General features: G+C 43.8%; 12 protein-coding genes. 2 read left to right on the forward strand and 10 right to left on the reverse strand.

The window, feature by feature from the left end; genetic code table 11:
• Positions 1-5 precede the first annotated feature (5 nt).
• Complete coding sequence (locus MHM87_RS00655) at positions 6-1,637, forward strand: FAD-binding domain-containing protein (protein ID WP_239257508.1); 1,632 nt, start codon at positions 6-8, stop codon at positions 1,635-1,637.
• Between the two features lie 5 nt (positions 1,638-1,642).
• Here MHM87_RS00655 and MHM87_RS00660 read toward each other — a convergent pair whose 3' ends face one another.
• Positions 1,643-1,930 (reverse strand): hypothetical protein, encoded by a 288-nt coding sequence (locus MHM87_RS00660; RefSeq protein WP_014976601.1) that lies wholly within the window; start codon positions 1,928-1,930, stop codon positions 1,643-1,645.
• A 208-nt stretch (positions 1,931-2,138) separates the two neighbouring features.
• Between MHM87_RS00660 and fabA the strand changes: the two genes are divergently transcribed.
• The gene (gene fabA, locus MHM87_RS00665; protein WP_014949559.1) at positions 2,139-2,657 is read left to right on the forward strand and encodes a bifunctional 3-hydroxydecanoyl-ACP dehydratase/trans-2-decenoyl-ACP isomerase; all 519 of its coding nucleotides are present in this window, start codon (positions 2,139-2,141) and stop codon (positions 2,655-2,657) included.
• A gap of 101 nt (positions 2,658-2,758) precedes the next feature.
• Here the strand turns inward: fabA and rmf are convergent, their stop codons facing one another.
• From rmf to MHM87_RS00710, 9 genes are all read right to left on the reverse strand, one after another.
• Entirely contained in the window at positions 2,759-2,935 is a 177-nt protein-coding gene (rmf, locus tag MHM87_RS00670) for a ribosome modulation factor (protein WP_014949558.1), read from the reverse strand.
• Positions 2,936-3,237: 302 nt separating this feature from the next.
• Positions 3,238-4,995 (reverse strand): DUF3466 family protein, encoded by a 1,758-nt coding sequence (locus tag MHM87_RS00675; RefSeq protein ID WP_014949557.1) that lies wholly within the window; start codon positions 4,993-4,995, stop codon positions 3,238-3,240.
• 12 nt (positions 4,996-5,007) lie between these two features.
• Positions 5,008-6,948 (reverse strand): ABC transporter ATP-binding protein, encoded by a 1,941-nt coding sequence (locus MHM87_RS00680; RefSeq protein WP_049586295.1) that lies wholly within the window; start codon positions 6,946-6,948, stop codon positions 5,008-5,010.
• Positions 6,945-7,178 (reverse strand): glutaredoxin family protein, encoded by a 234-nt coding sequence (locus MHM87_RS00685; protein ID WP_014949555.1) that lies wholly within the window; start codon positions 7,176-7,178, stop codon positions 6,945-6,947. Before MHM87_RS00685 ends, MHM87_RS00680 begins: the two co-directional genes overlap by 4 nt.
• A complete protein-coding gene (gene rlmKL, locus MHM87_RS00690; protein WP_239257509.1) occupies positions 7,175-9,271 on the reverse strand; it encodes a bifunctional 23S rRNA (guanine(2069)-N(7))-methyltransferase RlmK/23S rRNA (guanine(2445)-N(2))-methyltransferase RlmL in 2,097 nt (698 codons plus the stop codon). Before rlmKL ends, MHM87_RS00685 begins: the two co-directional genes overlap by 4 nt.
• Before the next feature lie 67 nt (positions 9,272-9,338).
• Entirely contained in the window at positions 9,339-10,346 is a 1,008-nt protein-coding gene (gene pyrD / locus MHM87_RS00695) for a quinone-dependent dihydroorotate dehydrogenase (protein ID WP_014949553.1), read from the reverse strand.
• A gap of 166 nt (positions 10,347-10,512) precedes the next feature.
• Positions 10,513-15,351, reverse strand: a complete 4,839-nt coding sequence (locus MHM87_RS00700; RefSeq protein ID WP_239257510.1) for an NAD-glutamate dehydrogenase — start codon at positions 15,349-15,351, stop codon at positions 10,513-10,515.
• 196 nt (positions 15,352-15,547) lie between these two features.
• A complete protein-coding gene (locus MHM87_RS00705; RefSeq protein ID WP_061485905.1) occupies positions 15,548-17,866 on the reverse strand; it encodes an MMPL family transporter in 2,319 nt (772 codons plus the stop codon).
• Between the two features lie 15 nt (positions 17,867-17,881).
• Positions 17,882-18,928: a YCF48-related protein gene (locus MHM87_RS00710; RefSeq protein ID WP_061485904.1), complete on the reverse strand. Its 1,047-nt coding sequence runs from the start codon at positions 18,926-18,928 to the stop codon at positions 17,882-17,884.
• Positions 18,929-18,966: the final 38 nt, after the last annotated feature.

Consider the following 18,966-nt stretch of genomic DNA (forward strand, 5'->3'; position numbering starts at 1 on the left):
GTCATATGGTTCCAGTACATTCTAAACAATCTGTGACTGTCATATGGTTTAAACGTGACCTTCGTCTTCGAGACCACGAGCCTCTCTACCGTGCAGTTGAAAAAAACGAAAACATTCTTCCGCTTTTTTGTTGGGAACCTTCCCTTATAGCCGACCCGCATATGGACATGCGTCATTGGCAATTTATCCAGCAAAGTATCGACGACATTAACGCCCAGTTGCCTTCAGACGCCCGTTTACTGACCTTACACTGTGAAGTTATTGATGCGCTCGAATTTATTGCCCAGCACTACGCCATTTCAGCGGTTAGGAGTTACCAAGAAATAGGGTTGAGCGTTACGCATAACCGTGACATTTCAGTAAGTAACTATTTGAAGAAAAAGAAAATAAACCATATTGAGTCCCAGTATGGCGCAGTAATGCGTGGTTTGCCTCACCGTGAGCAATGGCAGCAAAACTGGGATCGTCACTTTAGAACGAAAACCTATGATATTGATATAAACAGCGTTAATTGGGTCGACTGGACCCAGCACAACAACATCAATACTGCTTGCAAAAATTTAGATGAGCTTGGTCTGTTTGATTGTCATATTACTAGTCAAACCGGCACTCATTTTAGCGAGAAATCGAATTATTATCGGCAAGATGTTTTAGACAAGTTAAAAAAATTAAACAAGATGCAGCCAGGCGGTGAAAGGCGTGCTTGGCAAGTATTAAAAGATTTTTTCGATGCTAGAGGACAATACTACCATCAACATATTTCTAAGCCGGAATATGCAAGACGGGCATGTTCTCGTTTAAGTCCCTACTTGGCATGGGGCAATCTATCAATTAAGCAAGTTTACCAAAGCGTTCAACATCAAAAGCAGACGAAAAAGTTACTGCCGAATTCTGATAGAAAACAATGGAGTCGCGCCCTAGCCGCTTTAACGTCTCGGTTACATTGGCACTGCCATTTTATTCAAAAATTTGAGAGCGAACACAGTATTGAATGGCGACCAATGAATAGTGGATACGAAAACTTTCCGTTTATAGGTGGTCCAGAAGCCGAGCGTCGCTTTTACCTTTGGACAATGGGATTGACCGGCTATCCGTTGGTAGATGCCTGCATGCGAGCACTTAAGTATACCGGGTACTTAAACTTTCGAATGCGCGCCATGGTAACCAGTTTTCTGTGTCATCACCTAAATGTACATTGGCTAAAGGCAGCGCATTATTTGGCAACACAGTTCTTAGATTTTGAGCCAGGTATTCATTACCCCCAAATACAGATGCAGGCTAGCGTAACCGGCATTCACACCGTGCGGTTATACAACCCTGCAACACAATCTTCAAAATTAGATCCTGAAGGTGTATTCATTAAGAAGTGGGTGCCAGAACTTGCTAAATTACCCAGTGAAGCTGTTCACGCCCCTCACTTATTGCCGCCCCTAGAAGCGCAAATGTTAGATTTTGACGTTGAACGCGACTACGTTGAACCGCTCGTTGATATAACAGAGAATAATCGCATCACGGCAAAGCGCTTATGGGACTATCGCGAGCGAGATGATGTGGTTAAAGAAGCGCATCGCATTGTGAAACGCCACACCATGCAAAATAGTCCAAGTCGTGCATGGCTGAAAACAAAAATTAAATAAACCGGCTAACGGTTATTTTTGCGAAGCCATTCATTCAGTAGTTTAATTTGTCCGCATTTGTAAGCTGCGTACATAAGCCGCATGGCATTTGACATAGCTTCACTGTCAGTCCAGCCAGTTTTGTCGCGTATTTCATCATAACATGCCTTTGCTTCAGGGCTAACATAGCCCCGTACAAGTTTCTTACCTGCGTCTTTTTGCCTTTCTCTGAACCTTCGTTGTTTATCAGCGTTGGCTTTAGCTCTATCTGCGGCACTCTTTTTAATGCTTTTTTTCGTTGTTTGTTCTGTCATAGTTTTCACACAATGTTACGTTACTGTAGAGCTTGTATTTAGAAGTCGTACAAAAATCACACGTGTAGAACGATGTTTGTACAAGCCAAAGTTGCTAAACCTATATTAGCATGCGTTTTTCTTCAGAAAAATGACTGTTCAGAGTTGTTTGGCGTACAACTGTTCGCTAAATTAGCAGCGTCACTTTAATAACAGCAACGAGTTGGGAATGTCAGAGAAGAAAAATAGTTTTAACAAAGAAGATTTATTGGCGTGTAGCCGTGGTGAAATGTTTGGCCCAGGTAACAGTCAACTTCCCGCACCTAACATGTTAATGATGGACCGCGTAGTTTCAATTACAGAAGATGGCGGTGAGCATGGGAAAGGCGAAATTATCGCTGAATTAGATATTACCCCCGATTTATGGTTTTTTGATTGTCACTTCCCAGGTGATCCGGTAATGCCGGGATGCCTAGGCCTAGACGCGATGTGGCAGTTAGTTGGTTTCTTCTTAGGTTGGAGCGGCGGCCCTGGTAAAGGCCGAGCTTTAGGTGTAGGTGAAGTTAAATTTACCGGTCAAATCCTTCCAACCGCTAAGAAGGTAACGTATAAGATCACGATGAAGCGCGTGATAAAGCGTAAACTTTTCATGGGTATGGCAGATGGTTCAGTAGAAGTTGATGGCCGTGAGATTTACGTAGCGAAAGATTTGAAAGTTGGCTTGTTCCAAGATACCTCAAACTTCTAAACTGCCTTTATAGAGCTATAAGGTCAATTAACGTTGACCAACAAAAAAGCCCCTTTTCAGGGGCTTTCCTTTTTGCATAATCAGTTCATAAAAGAGAAGTGTTATTTAACACTTAAACCTAAGTGTCTGTCTTCTACTGCCTCGCGCCATCCACCTAACCACTGTGAACGTGCATCGTTTTGCTGAAATGGACAATTTTCCTTTGAACGACCGCTAATGCCAGCTTGATAGCCTTTCGAATGGGCGCGTGTCAGTTTATCTCTTTTTTGTCTTTTCATTGATTAGCCTCTTTTGTTTGTTGAAAGTACAACAAATCATTTTCTCGAGCGCTCTACATCATTTCGGTTGATAGTGCCGGAAAAGTGATTGCGTACAATACTGTGATAGTGCAATTAACTAAATGGTTCAAGAAAAATAAAAAATAAAAGGGCTTGACAAAATTTAAATAAATGAAGTTTCTATGAAATTTATGTTACATTTTTTATGCATAAATATGTCTTTTTTTACGTTTTTTAGGCATAAAAAAAGCCACGCATAGGTGGCTCTTTTAATGTTGATTACATATTGTCCATATGGTCAGCTATTTCTTTAAACGTCTACGCATAAATACTGCAGCAAATAGACCAAAAAATGCGAGTAAACCTGTTGCAGCTCCTTTTCGCTCATAGGGCTGTTCGTCCTCAGGAATTTCACATTCATCTATGGAACCATTCGATAACGGAGACAGTTTAACCGCCACTACGGAGTCGATTTCTTCTGTTTCACCGTCTGAATTAATTATATCGTTACCCGTTACATACTTGTTCGTAGCTTTAATTCTCGCATTCGCAATGATCTCATTATCATCGTTGATATCTACTGCTTCAATTAGCTCATATGGGTTATCACAAGAAACTAAATCATTTAAGTTAGTAAACTCTTCAGTATCAATGTTGTACATAAATGCCGCTGTATCGCGAAGCGTATCACTCGTTGCATCCACGTCTGCCTTACCCACTACGATATTATTATTGTTAATGGCATTCGCAGTCACACCAGCACTCACGAAGAAGCCATCAGGGTAATGCTGTTCTTGGGTATCAAGGTTGTATACAAACAAACGAGAACGTGCGATATCGCTTTGTGAACGAAGCACTGCACCCGTCACCCAATTTTCATCATTAATTGCGATAGCTTGGCTAATGATATTTTCTTCGCGTGGAAGAAGTTCAATGGTTTCACCGTCTCTGAAAACCGTTGCAACTCGTTCACTTTCAGTCCTGCCTGATGTATTTGGGCGCGTTATCGTAATGCGATCTCCAGTAAGGCCTTCACCGACTGCGATACCTTGGTTATTTATGTCATAGGCATACGTGAAATAGTGGCGTGTATCGTCTTCATCAGGTTCAAATAATAACGGGTAGGTATCGGTGCTGATTACATCGCCGTTGACATCGATCTGCCAAATGGTAGCGTTAACCTCAGACAGCAATACGAAGCTCGGTAAGTAATTTGTAGATGAATTAATGAAGTAGCTAGAAATACGTGGAACAGCAAAATCGCCATTATAAATAGTAAACAGGCAGCGACCTTCAGATGTGTCACCACGAGACTCATCGTCTGTACACGTTTCAACAGCATCGGCAACATCATCGCGGAAACTAACAGTACTGAAACCTGCAACCTGTAAGTTTGCGTTTATTGCTCGAGCTGAAGAGAACCCTCCTACAGTGTCATCAACAGCTGGAAGTACTTTAGTCTCTCCAGATGCTTGAACAAAGGCTTGTTGTGCTGACTCTGGATACGTGTAGTTTAATGTATCGCCATCTTCGTTCTCATATGGGTCTAGAACAACCAGTCCCGAAGAATCACCGACAATAAAGTTACCGTTCAAGCTGTCACGACCAGTCGATTCAACAGATCGCGTATAGTCATCAAATTTGTCTGTAACTTCATCAAGACCTGGTACTAATGATATATCTTGAGTGTCGGTTGCATAGGTTCTATACGACGCTAGCTTCTGTCCCGTTGTAAGATTTGGGTTCGATAGAAGATAGTTTACTACCGTGGTGTAGTCTATGTCTGTAAAAACACCCTGGCGTGCGTCATCTTCGTTTTCTAGACTCTCACCGAACTGGTCAAAAAAAGTCGTGTCTTCTTCAAGCTGCTCTGCGTCGATTGGTGGATTGAACTCCAGTTGAACGACAGACAACATTTTGCCTGAGTTATCAATCGAACGAGCAAAATTGTTTCTAGCGGTATCCTGTAAAGGAAGAGGCGTCACTGAATAGGTCGCGGCGAATGCCGAAACACTTCCTGTTGCCAACAGAACGGCGGCGGCAAGCTGAGTTCGTTTCATTTAAAATCCTATTTACTGCTGATTATCTTCCAGCATACTTTCTAGTTCATCCCAGCGCGCATATTTCTGGGAAAGTAATTCTTCTTTATCTGCCAGCTCGGCTAACGCCTTGGCAGTAATGTCACTGTCTTGTTTGAAAAAGTCCGGGTCGTTCACTTTTTCTTGCATAGCCTCAAGCTCTTCCTCAAGTGTCTCTAGCTCTTTCGGTAAGGACTCAAGTTCACGCTGGTCTTTGTATGATAGCTTTTTCGTCTTACGGGGAGAAGACTTAGCACTAGGACTGTCTGAAGCTGAATTAGTTTCATTCTTTACCTTGGCTTTTTCTTCCTTTTCGATTTGCTGACGTTTTTCCTGTTGCTCTTTATACCAGTTTTCTACGTCAGTGAAACCCCCAATAAATTCGCGAAGCATTCCATTACCCTCGAATACCACGCTACTATTTGCTACGTTATCAACAAATTCCCTATCGTGACTTACTAAAAGCACGGTGCCGGTATATTCGTTGAGTAAGGTTTCGAGCATTTCCAAGGTTTCAACGTCTAAGTCATTGGTAGGCTCATCCAGCACCAAAACGTTGCTCGGTTTAAGCATCAGTTTTGCTAGCATCAGGCGGTTTTTTTCTCCACCTGATAGCGACTTAACCGGTGCATTAACGCGTTCAGGCGTAAACAAGTAATCTTGTAAATAGCTGATCACATGGCGTGGGTGGCCATTTACCATCAGATCGCGTTTACCGTCGCCTACCGCGTCTATCACAGACTTTTCTAAATCCAGCCCGTGGCGGTGCTGGTCAAAGTAAGCAACTTCAAGGTTAGTGCCTTGTTTGCAGTTGCCGCTATCGGGCTGGAGTTCGCCGAGTAGAAGCTTGATAAGCGTACTTTTACCGCTACCATTAGGACCAATGAGAGCAAGCTTGTCACCACGCAAAACATTCAGGTTTAACCCTTCAACAATAGGCTTGCCTTCAATGCTATAGCTTAAGTCTTTTACTTCAAACACCATCTTTCCAGAGCGCGCGCCCTGGTGTTGATTGACTACCGCATTGCCCTGAACCGCTCTTCTCGCTTTACGCTCCTCGCGTAGTTTTTTCAGCGCTCTTACTCGGCCTTCGTTGCGGGTACGGCGGGCTTTAATGCCCTGACGAATCCATACCTCTTCTTGCGCTAGTTTTTTATCAAATTCAGCGTTTTGTGAAGCTTCAACCTCTAAATCGTGCTGCTTCTTTTCTAAATAAGTTTCGTAGTTACCCGGATAGCTCGTAACCGAGCCGCGGTCTAGATCAATAATTCGCGTAGCCATGGCACGTATAAATGCACGGTCGTGGCTCACAAACACAATTGCGCCTTGGTAATTACTCAAGCTGGATTCAAGCCAGCGGATCATTTCAATATCAAGGTGGTTAGTTGGTTCGTCTAACAGGAGCAAATCCGGCTGTCGAACAAGCGCACGAGCTAGCGCTGCTTTTCTACGCCATCCCCCAGAAAGAGTAGATAGCGATATCTCAGGGTCTAGCTTTAGCATGGTTAGCGTCTGTTCAATTTGCTGTTCAAACTGCCACGCGTCTCTGGCTTCTAACTGTTCTTGTAGTCGCTGTAATTTATTTAAATTCGATTCGCTTGGATCTTCACCAACGATACGGGTTTGATGAAAGTAGGCTTTCAGTGTTTCACCTACGTCAGATAAGCCTTCGGCAACATAGTCAAAAAGCGTCACATCGGTAGTTTGGGGCGGGTCCTGCTCTAGGCGCGCAATGACCGTATTATTTTCAATTATACGCTGCCCATCATCGGCAATAATATCGCCAGCGATAACTTTCATTAGCGTTGATTTACCACTACCGTTGCGACCTACTAAGCAGACGCGCTCTTTAGGCTGTACAACCAGTTCGACACCGTCTAACAGCGGCGGATTCCCATAAATAACAGTGATGTTTTTTAACTGCAAAATGCTCACTGAAGAAACTCCTCTAAATCGGCGGTATTAAAAGGCCAGCCGATTTCTTTTTCATTATCTGCCCGTTTCAAAACGGGGATCCTTGCACCGTACAAATGATAAAGCTCAGTGCTAGTGCGAATGTTAACCTTCTCTATATTAAGCGATGAAAACATAGACGTTTGTTGAAGCTCAACATCGGCTAAGTCGCACAGGCTACATTGCGGCCCGGTGTAAAAATAAATTTTCATGAAGCTAGTACCCAGCACTGATGGATATTGCCTTTACGTGCAAAATCTTCTGGAATTGTGTCTTTGGTAATATTGTCTACTGACAAGCCCAGTTCACTCATGGCTGTCTCATCTAGCTTAAAGCCACGCTTGTTGTTAGAGAAGATGATGATCCCCTGCTCTTTTAAGCACGCTTTAGCATCGGTAAGCATTTTTACGTGGTCGCGCTGCACATCCCACGTATTTTGCATACGCTTTGAATTCGAAAATGAAGGTGGGTCGATAAAAATTAAGTCGTATTTGCCTTTATGCGTGCCTAACCAAGTGGTGCAGTCAGCTTGAATAAAAGCATGAGGCGCAGTGAGTTTGTTCAGCGCTACGTTCTTCTTTGCCCACTCTAAATAAGTATTAGACATATCCACTGTCGTTACAGACTTTGCGCCACCTTTAGCGGCGAATACCGACACACTACCCGTATATGAAAACAAGTTAAGAACGTCTTTACCTTGGGACAACGCCTGCACTTTTTGGCGGGTATTACGGTGATCTAAGAAAAGGCCTGTGTCCAAGTAGTCAGTAAGGTTAACCAGGAAACGAGCGCCATTTTCAAACACTTCCATCATGTCGCCAGTCTGATTAATTTTCTCGTACTGTTTTGTACCTTTTTGTTGGCTACGCACTTTAAGCGCTATCTGTTTTGGTGAAACACCTGTTATTGCTGGCAAATGAAGCAAGACTTCTTGCAGACGCTTGCGTGCTTTATCTTCAGAAACCGTTTTTGGCGGCGCGTATTCTTGAACGACCAGCCAGTCACCATATCTATCTACTGCAACGTTATAATCTGGCAGGTCAGCATCGTATATGCGGTAACAGTTAGTGTTAGCGTTCTTGATCCAGCCTTTCATGCGTTTGAGGTTTTTCTTCAAACGATTGGCAAACTCGTGGTTGCTAGCGTCCTCGCTAAACTGTACCGTGTTTTCTTCATCCAACACATAATTCGCTAAACGACATTCCAGCTTACCGTTATTCATGGCATAGTCTTTGGTGGCGCGAAGCTTTAAAACCCGAAGCAAATCACGATTGCTGCTAAGAAGCGACACATGCCATCCCTTCCAGGCTTCTTTAAAACGCTTACCCCAATCACTAAAAAGCGGTATTAACGATGTTAGCTCGCCCAAACGTTCTCCGTAAGGAGGGTTTGAAACGACGTAGCCTGGTGTGGCAACGGGAGGAGAAGATTTTGTTGCGTCTTGCTGTGAGAACGAAATATCGTTAAATACGCCAGCAAAATCAGCGTTTGCTTTTGCAATTGCTACCATTTTACGGCTGAAATCACCCGCGTAAATACCACTGCAGCTAGGCTTCTGAACGGAAATAGCTTGTTCTACCAAATCATCCCAAAGCTTCTCTTCGTGGCCGAGCCACTTAGTAAAGCCCCAATACATACGCTTTATACCTGGCGCAATATTGCGAGCGATGTAGGCTGCCTCAATCGCGATGGTGCCCGAGCCACACATTAGGTCGACCAATGGCGCATCGGTATTCTCTGTCCATCCACTACGCATTAGCATTGCGCTTGCGATATGCTCTTTAAGCGGCGCGTCACCGGTTTCTTGTCGGTATGCGCGTTGGTGCAGACTGGCCCCCGCTAAATCTATGCCTAAAATTACATTATCGCGATGTAGTCTTGCATACACAGAAATATCAGGGCTCTTTCGTTCTACTGATGGGCGCGGTAAGCCTTGCTCTACAAATGAATCTACTATGGCGTCTTTAACACGAACCGCACCAAATTGAGTGTTTTTTATGGCAAAGTTTGTGCCGATAAACTGTACAGATAAGGTATGACGTGAATCCATCTGCATTTGCCAATCAATACCCATAGCCGTGTTATACAGTGCATCTGCATCGCCTGCTTTGCCTGATGCCAACACCCAAACTACGCGGTTAGCTAAGCGTGACCATAAGCAAAGTTTATACGCATCCTCTTTTGAGCCTTCAAACTGAATAGTGCCAGGCCCTTGCTTAACTTGCGCATCAGGGCAAAGGCGTAGCACTTCTTGTTTTAATAGTTCGTCAAGACCGCGACTGGTCGTAACCAGAATAGTATTCATTCATGTACCTGTTTTTGATGTACGTGCCTAAGAAAAAGCACGTACACGAGAGATTGGTTTGGGTATATTATAACGCGTTTACGATGCGTTTAACGAGCGATGGGCCTTGATAAATAAAAGCCGAGTAGACCTGCACCAGTGATGCGCCAGCGTCCAAGCGTGCTTGTGCCGCTTCGGGTGAGTCAATACCACCAACGCCAATAATAGGAATAGCGCGGTCAAGTGCTTTGTTTAGCTTGCGTGTTACTTCTAAGCTCATATCTGTCATAACTGAGCCACTTAAACCGCCCATTTCCTCAGCGTGCTGTAATCCGGCAACGGCATCACGTGAAAGTGTCGTATTAGTAGCAATTACGCCATCCATTTTGCTGTTAATTAGCGAGGCAGCGATACTGTCAATTTCCACATCGCTCAAATCTGGCGCTATTTTAATGAACAGCGGCACATATTTACCGTGGGTTTGCGTTAGCGTTTCCTGTGCTGCTTTTAGGCCAACTAACAGCTTATCGAGCGCTTCACCGTATTGAAGGTTTCTTAGGCCAGGTGTGTTCGGTGACGAAATGTTAATAGTGACGTAGCTTGCGTAAGGATAAACTTTGTTTAAACAAATCAGGTAATCGTCGAGCGCATTCGCTTCTTCGGTATCTTTATTTTTACCAATATTAATACCAATAGGCCCTTTAAACTGAGCCTTTTTCACTTGTTCGACAAGATGATCAACACCTTTATTATTAAATCCCATGCGATTAATAATGGCGTGCTTTTCCGGAATTCTGAATAAACGAGGTTTTGGGTTTCCTGGCTGCGGACGAGGCGTTACCGTTCCTATCTCAACAAAACCAAATCCCATGCTCGCAAATGCATCAATACAATCGCCGTTCTTATCAAGACCGGCGGCAAGTCCTACCGGGTTATCGAAGGTCATGCCGGCAACGGTAACGGGCTTTTTTATCGTCGGTGTGCTGTACATCCATTTCAGCGGTGTATGTTGGGTCTTGTTTAACCAGTTAATGGTGAAATCGTGACTTTTTTCAGGTTCACACTGAAGCAAGAATTTTTGCACTAGAGATTGCATGGTTATTTTTACCGCTCGCTAATTAAGGGCCTGTTGATCATCAACGTATCTTGCGCTTGTATGAGGTTTGCATTTACAAACGATGCTGCAAAAACGTACAGCAATGTTCAGTCGGCCAATAAAAAGCCCTGATAAACAGGGCTTAAATCATTAAGGTGCGTGTATTCTAATGGTTAGACTTCACGCTTAAAAGCATCAATTCACGTAAAGCGACAGAAAATTTCGCAAATTCGTGCGTTGTACTGGTCTTAAACTCAGACATCATGTGATACCAGCGCTTAAGTAAGACCTGATTGCTTTCAATCCACTCATCAAGAATTTGATCTGCACTACTTACGTCTTCGCGAGAAGCTAAAAGATTTGCTGCAATGGAACGCTGCTGCCAATCTAACTCTTCACGATACGAGGCGCGAGCTAACGCTTGCCAGTGGTTGCTTACCGCCTGGTTGTTTATCTGATCTAAGAACCAGTGAAGTTCTAAACGAGAACCTAGCTGATAGTAAAGCTTAGCGACTACATCGGTATCGTGCTTATCTGCTTCAACGATTTGCGCAAGGTCAAAGCTAGAGAACATGTTAGAGAAGCTTGCAACCTGGTAAGCGATATCTTCAGGAACGCCCTTGTCGATATATTTCTGCGTTACAGCTTCAAGCTGAGCATATTCACTTTTAACAAGATAGTTTTGCAGGTTCTTCGATAAGATATCGAAGGTACCACGGTAGCTCGCGATGGCTTCTTCAATGGATTGCGTTTTATTGCCGTGGCGAATGTACCAGCGCGAAGCGCGACGCATAATTCTACGTGCTTCATCCAACATTTTAAGCTGTAGCTGAGCTGGAATAACGTTATCCAGTTGTTCGATGCGCTCCCACAGCGTCTTCATGTTAAAGATACCGTGAACAATTGCGTATGCGTCAGCAATTTCGCTCACACTTGCGCCAGTTTCTTCCTGCATTCTAAACACGAAGTTAAGGCCCATGTCGTTAACCATGTTGTTGGTTAACTTAGTCGCAATAATTTCGCTTCTAAGCGGATGCTGTTGCATGTGTGTTGCGAATTTTTCGCGGAGCACTTTAGGGAAGGCTTCTACTAACAACTTACCGTGGTAAGGATTGTCAGTAATTTCCGGAATATTAAGCGCATCTTTAAGTACCATTTTGCCGTACGCAATCAATACGCTTAACTCTGGGCGAGTTAAACCTTGATCCGTGGCTACGCGATCTGAAATCTCATCGTCACTTGGAATAAATTCCAATTCACGGTTTAGCTGACCTTCACGCTCAAGACCGTGGATAAAGCGAAGCTGTTCTTTAAGTTGCTTAACGCCAGCTAACTCAGTAATAGAGATAGACTGAGTTTGACGGTAGCAGTCTTTCAGTACAATTCGACTTACATCGTCGGTCATATCGTAGAGCAACTTATTACGCTGTTTAAGCGTAAGTTCACCGTCGTTAACTAGGCTGTTAAGCAAGATTTTGATGTTTACTTCGTTATCCGAGCAATCAACCCCACCTACGTTATCGATGAAGTCAGTGTTAACTCGGCCACCGTTAGACGCATACTCAATACGACCTAACTGCGTTAGACCTAAGTTACCGCCCTCGCCCACAATTTTAGCTTGGACGTCACGACCATTGACGCGTAAGTCATCATTAGCACGGTCACCTACGTCTGAGTGAGATTCTTTCTTGCTCTTAATATACGTACCGATTCCACCGTTCCACAGTAGGTCGACTGGCATTTTCAATATATTGTGAATTAGCTCATTAGGCGTCATCGTTAGCTGACGCGTACCTAACCACTTTTTCATTTCAGGTGTAAGCTTGATAGATTTAGACGCGCGGCTAAATACGCCACCGCCTTTTGAAATCAGCTTACTGTCATAGTCTTCCCAGCTTAGGCTTGGGTTCTCAAACAGGCGTTGACGCTCTTTATAACTTGCTGCTGCATCTGGGCTTGGATCGAAGAAAATATGTAAATGGTTAAACGCAGCGATTAGTCGCGTATGCTCTGATAGCAACATACCGTTACCGAATACGTCACCTGCCATGTCGCCCACACCAACAGCGGTAAAGTCAGTGGTCTGACAGTCGATACCAATTTCTCTGAAATGACGTTTAACCGACTCCCATCCGCCGCGTGCAGTAATACCCATTTTCTTATGGTCGTATCCAATACTACCGCCAGATGCAAATGCATCGCCCAGCCAAAACCCAAACTCTTCTGCAATACCGTTTGCGATATCAGAGAACGTGGCAGTGCCTTTATCTGCAGCAACAACCAAATAAGGGTCGTCATCATCAAGGCGAACAACATCCTTAGGGGGAACAATTTCACCATTTACAATGTTGTCAGTAATATCTAACAAGCTGGTGATGAAAGTGCGATAGCATGCTTGGCCTTCAGCCTGAATAGCTGCGCGACCTTCGCCTACAGGTAGGTTCTTACAAACGAAACCACCTTTTGCACCAACCGGCACGATCACCGTGTTTTTAACTTGTTGCGCTTTTACTAGGCCGAGTACTTCTGTTCTGAAGTCTTCTTGTCTATCAGACCAACGAAGACCGCCGCGGGCAACTTTGCCGCCACGCAGGTGCACACCTTCAACGCGAGGACTGTAAACAAAAATTTCAAACTTAGGCAGTGGTAATGGCATGTCAGGAATGAGTTCAGGCATCATCTTAAATGATACATATGATTTTTCATTGCCGGCATCGTCTGCCTGATAGAAGTTTGTACGTAACGTTGCAGACATCATATCCAGATAACGACGAATAATTCGGTCATCATCCAAGTTGCTAACGTTATCTAACTGTTCCTTAATAGTCTCAAGAATACCTTCCTCTTTTTTCTCATTGCGCTTTTTCTTAGGATTAAAACGCTGGTCGAAAAAGTCTACGAGTAAACGAGCAATGTCTGGATAGTTAGCTAGTGTGTTTGCGATGTAGTCACGGCTGAAAGAACTGCCGGTCTGGCGCATGTATTTAGCATAAGCACGGAGTACCGTAACTTTACGGCCAGTCATATTCGCGCCAAGGATAAGGCGGTTAAACGCGTCGTCTTCTAGTGTCTTGTACCACACTTTGGCGAAGGCATCTTGAAAGAGAATCTGGGCGTTTTCCATGTCAAAGTGCTGACCACTTTTATGTAACATGGTGAAGTCCATGACCCAGTTACGTTCACCTTCTGAACACGTGACTTTATAAGGACTTTCATCGATTACGCGTAACCCAAAATTCTCAAGCATCGGTAACACGTCAGACAAATGGATAGGCTCGGCACGGTGGAAAAGCTTAAGCTTAACTACCTGGCTGTCAGCGTCTTCTTCTTGTGGACGATAGAACAACATATCCAGTGTGTGGTTGTCGTCTAACATCTCTAGTTTGCCAATATCTACAAGCGCTGCTGACGGTAGGTTATGCTCCATATAGCTGCGAGAGAAAGCATTGTTGTATTTGCGTTCCAACGCTTTACCCGAAGCCTCACCGTGTGCCGCTGAAATAGCTGACGCGAGTCTGTCATTCCAGGTTTTGGTCAACTCAATAATGTTTTGCTCTATTTCCTTCACATCGAATTCCGCGTTGTTGTCGTTGACTCTAGCAATGTAATGCGTACGGGCATATACAGACTCTGAGAAGAACGTAGTAAATTCCACTTCTTCAGTTGCGCCCAATGACGCTTTAAGTAGCGCTTGGGTTTCTTTGCGTAACTGGGTGTTATAGCGCTCTCTTGGCACAAACACCATGCACGAGAAAAAGCGGCCAAAAATGTCTTTTCGAATGAATAAACGTGAAATTCCACGCTCTTGCATTTGAAAAATACCCATCACAATTTGCGCTAGCTCTTCCGCTGGCGTTTGTAGCAACTCATCTCGTGGGTAGGTTTCTATAATATTTGCAAACGCTTTGTATGCGTGAGTTCCAGGCTCGAAACCAGATAGCTCACAAATACGTTTGATTTTTTCACGTAAAATCGGAAGCTGAGTTACGCTGTTGTTATAGAAAGAGGCAGAATACAGACCTAAAAAGCGGTGCTCACCAACAACCTGACCTTCTTTGTTAAACACCTTCACGCCTACATAGTCCATATATGCAGGACGGTGTACTCGCGCGCGCGAATTTGTTTTGGTCAGAATCAATGGGTTTTTGCTAAGCGCTTCCGCACGAGCCGACGCAGGTAAGCGAGACAACAAACGCTCTCGGTCGTTTACTGAGTTTTTAAGCAAACCCAAACTGGTGTCGTTTTGAGGGATCCATCTATGGTCCCCTTCAATGGCTTTAACGTCATAATAACGGTAACCCATCATTGTGAAGTTGTGATCGCCTAACCATTCTAAGTAAGCTTTAGTTTGCTTTTTGGCTTCTGCAGATACAGGCCAGTTAAATTTAGCATTGTTTTTAATTACGTCTTGCAAGGTATTTGTCATGCCTTGCCAGTCTTGAACTGCCAGAGAAACTTCATCAACGACAGAGTGCAGTTCTTGTGTTAGAGCATCGATATCTTTTTTCGATGTTTGTCTATCGATTTCGATAAAGATGACCGTTTCTTTTTTCGCACCTTCAAGCGATTGGCCTGGCTCAGCAAACGCTTCAACTTTGTTCGCTTTGTCGCGCTTAATGCCAATTGGGCTGTGAAGGAATAAATGTGCGGTGATGTTCAAACGATTTAGCAACATGCGCACCGAGTCAACCAAGAATGGCATATCCGACACAATAATCTCAACAATTGTGTGGCTTGAGTGCCAGCCGTGTTTGGCAATTTCCGGGTTAAATACGCGTATGTATGGCGACGTATGTTCAAACTTCGCCAAGCCATTCCATAAACTAAGTGTTGCACCATAAAGGTCGCTGTCGTTGCGATTTTCTAGGTCATCGCTTGAAATATTTTTATACAACAGACGTCCGAATTGCTGCACAAGAGACTTCTGCTTGGTATCTACTTTTTTGTCGATAAGTGCAAATACATTGTCTAGCAGTACTGAGTGTCGCTGTGAGGTGACTGTCATTTGTTAACCTTTTTTGAATGTCGTAATACCAATCCAGCTTGGTATAAGTGCCGAGTACCTAACTATTTTCTCTAATAAATGACGCTAATGAAAGCCCATTTTTAACCTTATATTAACAGCATAGATAAGTATGCAGAAAACACCCAAAAAAAAGGGCCTAAAGGCCCTTTTTAATGCTTAGCTATGCAAAAATATTTTATGCATCAGGGTCATTCTTGTTCCACCATAGGAATCTTGCTAGTGCAGGCAGTACAATTATTGCTCCAAGCATGTTCACGACGAACATAAATGTAAGCAAAATGCCCATATCCATTTGGAACTTAAGCGAAGAGAACACCCATGTGCTCACGCCTATTGCCAGCGTAATACCGGTAAATAGCACAGCACTTCCACGTTCTTTTAATGCAGCGAAATATGCTTCTTGAACGGTAGCGCCTTTCTTCAGCATTAAGCTCTTGGTAGAGAGTATATAAATACCATAGTCCACACCTATACCCACGCCAAGTGCGATAACTGGTAATGTAGAAACGGTGAGGCCAATTTGAAGGTATGTCATTAAGGCTTGCGCCAGTACAGACACCACATACAGCGGAATAACAACAACTAACGTAGCACGCAGCGAGCGGAAGCTAACTAGACACAACGCAATAACGGCGCCAAATACATAAAGCATCATAGGGTCCTGCGCTGCACTAACTGCTTCATTAGTTGCGGCCATCACGCCAACAGGCCCAGAAGCAAGACTGAACTTCATATCATCGGTTTGATATTCATCGCGATACGCTTTTACCGCTTCAACGACACGAGAGATCGTTTCTGCTTTGTGGTCCTCCATAAACAGAATAATTGGCATGACCGAGCAGTCGCCGTTAAGTAAGCCAGACGACGTTGGAACGCGAGAAATTGCCTGCACCAATGTTTGCTGGTTACGAGGGAGTACCTGCCACTTAACGTTGCCTTCGTTGTAACCTGCGTTAACAATTTTTGCTACAGATGCCAACGAAACCGCCGATTGAACGCCTTGAACATTTTCCATTTTCCACTGGAAATCGTCCATGGCCTTCATCACGCTGTGTGACGTACAAGCTTCTGGTGTGGTTTCAACCAAAATAGAAATGTAATCTACCGTTACTTCGTACTTATCGGTAATCAGGAAAGTGTCCTGATTGTAGCGTGATGTTTCATGAAGCGCAGGTGCACCCGCATGTAAGTCCCCTATCTTCATATTCTGAGCTTGGAAATGACCAAACACGAATAGGATAGCAGTAACGATAAGAATTATTGCCGCAGGCTTTTTACGTGAACAAGCAGCAATGACTTCCCAGAATTTCGAATTAGCGTTTTCTTTACCCGCGAATTTTTCGACATATTTCTGGTCAAGTTTTAAGAAGCTCATCAGCACAGGCAGCAGCAACAAGTTGGTAAGAATGATTACCGCTACACCCATACTTGCCGTAATCGCCAACTCGCGAATAATGCCGATATCGATTACTAATAACGTCATAAAGCCAACCGTATCAGATAACAATGCAATTCCGCCTGGAACCAGCAAGTTTCTGAATGCCGCCATAGATGCCCGTTTAGCACCAATACCGGTTACTGCTTGTTTTTCTACCGCGTTAATCATTTGTACGCCGTGGCTCACACCAATGGCAAATACCAAAAATGGCACCAGTATTGACATAGGGTCCATACCAAAGCCAATTGAAGTAAGCAGGCCTAGCTGCCAGATAACGGCAATGATTGAGCATACTAATGGCAATAACGTAAGCATGATGCTGCGCGAGAAGAAATACACCATTACGGCAGTAATCGCGATAGCAATGGCGAAAAAGATCAACACGTCTTTTGCACCGTCGGCCACATCGCCAATCATTTTCGCAAAGCCAATTATATGAATAGACGTATTTTCGTTTTCATATTGACCGCGAAGCTGCTCTTCAAGCTCTGCTGCTAATGCCAATGTATTGAGAGGCTCGCCAGTTTGCGGGTCAATATCGAGCAATTGCGCTGTTACCATTGCGCAGCTGTAATCACTGGATACTTGTCTTCCGACAATGTTTGCCTTTTCTACGTTAGCTGCCACCAACTCTAATGCTTCTGGGCTTGCAGAATTAAAGTCGGCAGGAATGACTGGCCCGCCTGCAAAGCCGCCTTCTACAATTTCAGTAAAGCGGGTTGAAGGAGAGAAAAGCGAAATAACTAACGAACGGTTCACCCCATTAATAAAGAAGAGTTGGTCGTGAACATTCTTTAAGGTATCGAAGAAGTTTTGATTGTAGATGTTATCGTTTTTATCACAAACAGAAACTAATATATTGTTAGCGCCACCAAAATCTTGGCGGTGCTCAATGTACGTTTTCATGTATTCGTGATTTAGCGGTATGTTCTTTTCAAAACCTGCGTCTAAGCGCATTTGTGAAGCTTGGTAACCAAGGAAAACTGTGGCTATAGCAAACAAGGCTACGACAATTTTACGGTTTCCGAATACTAATTTTTCAAGAAAATGGGTCATTGTTTTTATACTGCCCTATTTTAAATTCAACGTTTTAATGCCATTCGCAGTAACGGCAATATTCTTACCATTAAACTGTGTTGCATTAAGAAGCGCGGCTTTGTCTTTAATTTGTGAAACGACAATGCCTTCATCAGCTTCGCAATCTGAAAGGTTTGCATAGGGGTCTCGCATACTGGTGGGTAAAGGTCGCTGTGCGCTTACCATCATCCCGTTGTTACCCAAAGCATAAACCTTCGATTCAGAACCAATTAGAATTGAATTTAGTGTGCTGGTTGAGCAAGTTTGTACGTATTCCCACTCACCTTCGTTTCTGTTAACAAATATATTTCCGCGAAGGCCAACCGCTAGAACGGTATTTTCATCAAGCGGCTTAATATCGAAAAACGATCCTGTATAGTCGACGTAATACCGTTCCCACGATTCTCCCATATTGGTACTTTTGGCTAGCAGACCGGCTTCGCCTGCTAGGTAAAGCGTATCACCATCAAGGGTAATTCTGTTTAAGTGGGGTAAAATAGATTCAAGTTCTTGCTGATAGAAGTCTTCATCTTCTTTTCGAATATCTTCAAGGTATTCTTGATCCATTGGGTCAAGCAGACTGGCATGACGTTCTGCCGTCCACGTTTTTCCACCGTCTAAGGTTCGATAGAACAAGCCATAGGCACCTGTAGCAATCCCCTGCTTTTCATTGAAGAATAATACGTCTAGAAATGGGCGCTGAAGGTCAGGTTGGAAATTTTGTATCTCCCACGTCTCGCCTTTATCTGAAGAATGAAGAATGACAGCGTCGTGGCCCACTGCCCAAATATTATCACCTACAACAGTTGTCGCTGTAAGCGTTGATTGTGTTGGTACGGCTTTTTGATTAAATGCCTCACCATCCTCTGAAACTAACACGTGACCGCGTTCACCGACAATAACGACAAATGTATCAGCGTCTATGTCCAAAAGAACCGATTGCTCAACCAATGGTGCCATGAATGCTTCTTCGGCGATTGCAGTTGTAGAGTAATTAACTGCGAAAGTGGCGGCAATGCACGCTGCAATGGTTTTTTTCATAATTAACCATTCCCCCTATTTATAATTGTCTGCATACA

The sequence above is a fragment of the Alteromonas sp. Cnat3-28 genome (genome assembly GCF_022348265.1).
Taxonomy (GTDB): domain Bacteria; phylum Pseudomonadota; class Gammaproteobacteria; order Enterobacterales; family Alteromonadaceae; genus Alteromonas; species Alteromonas macleodii.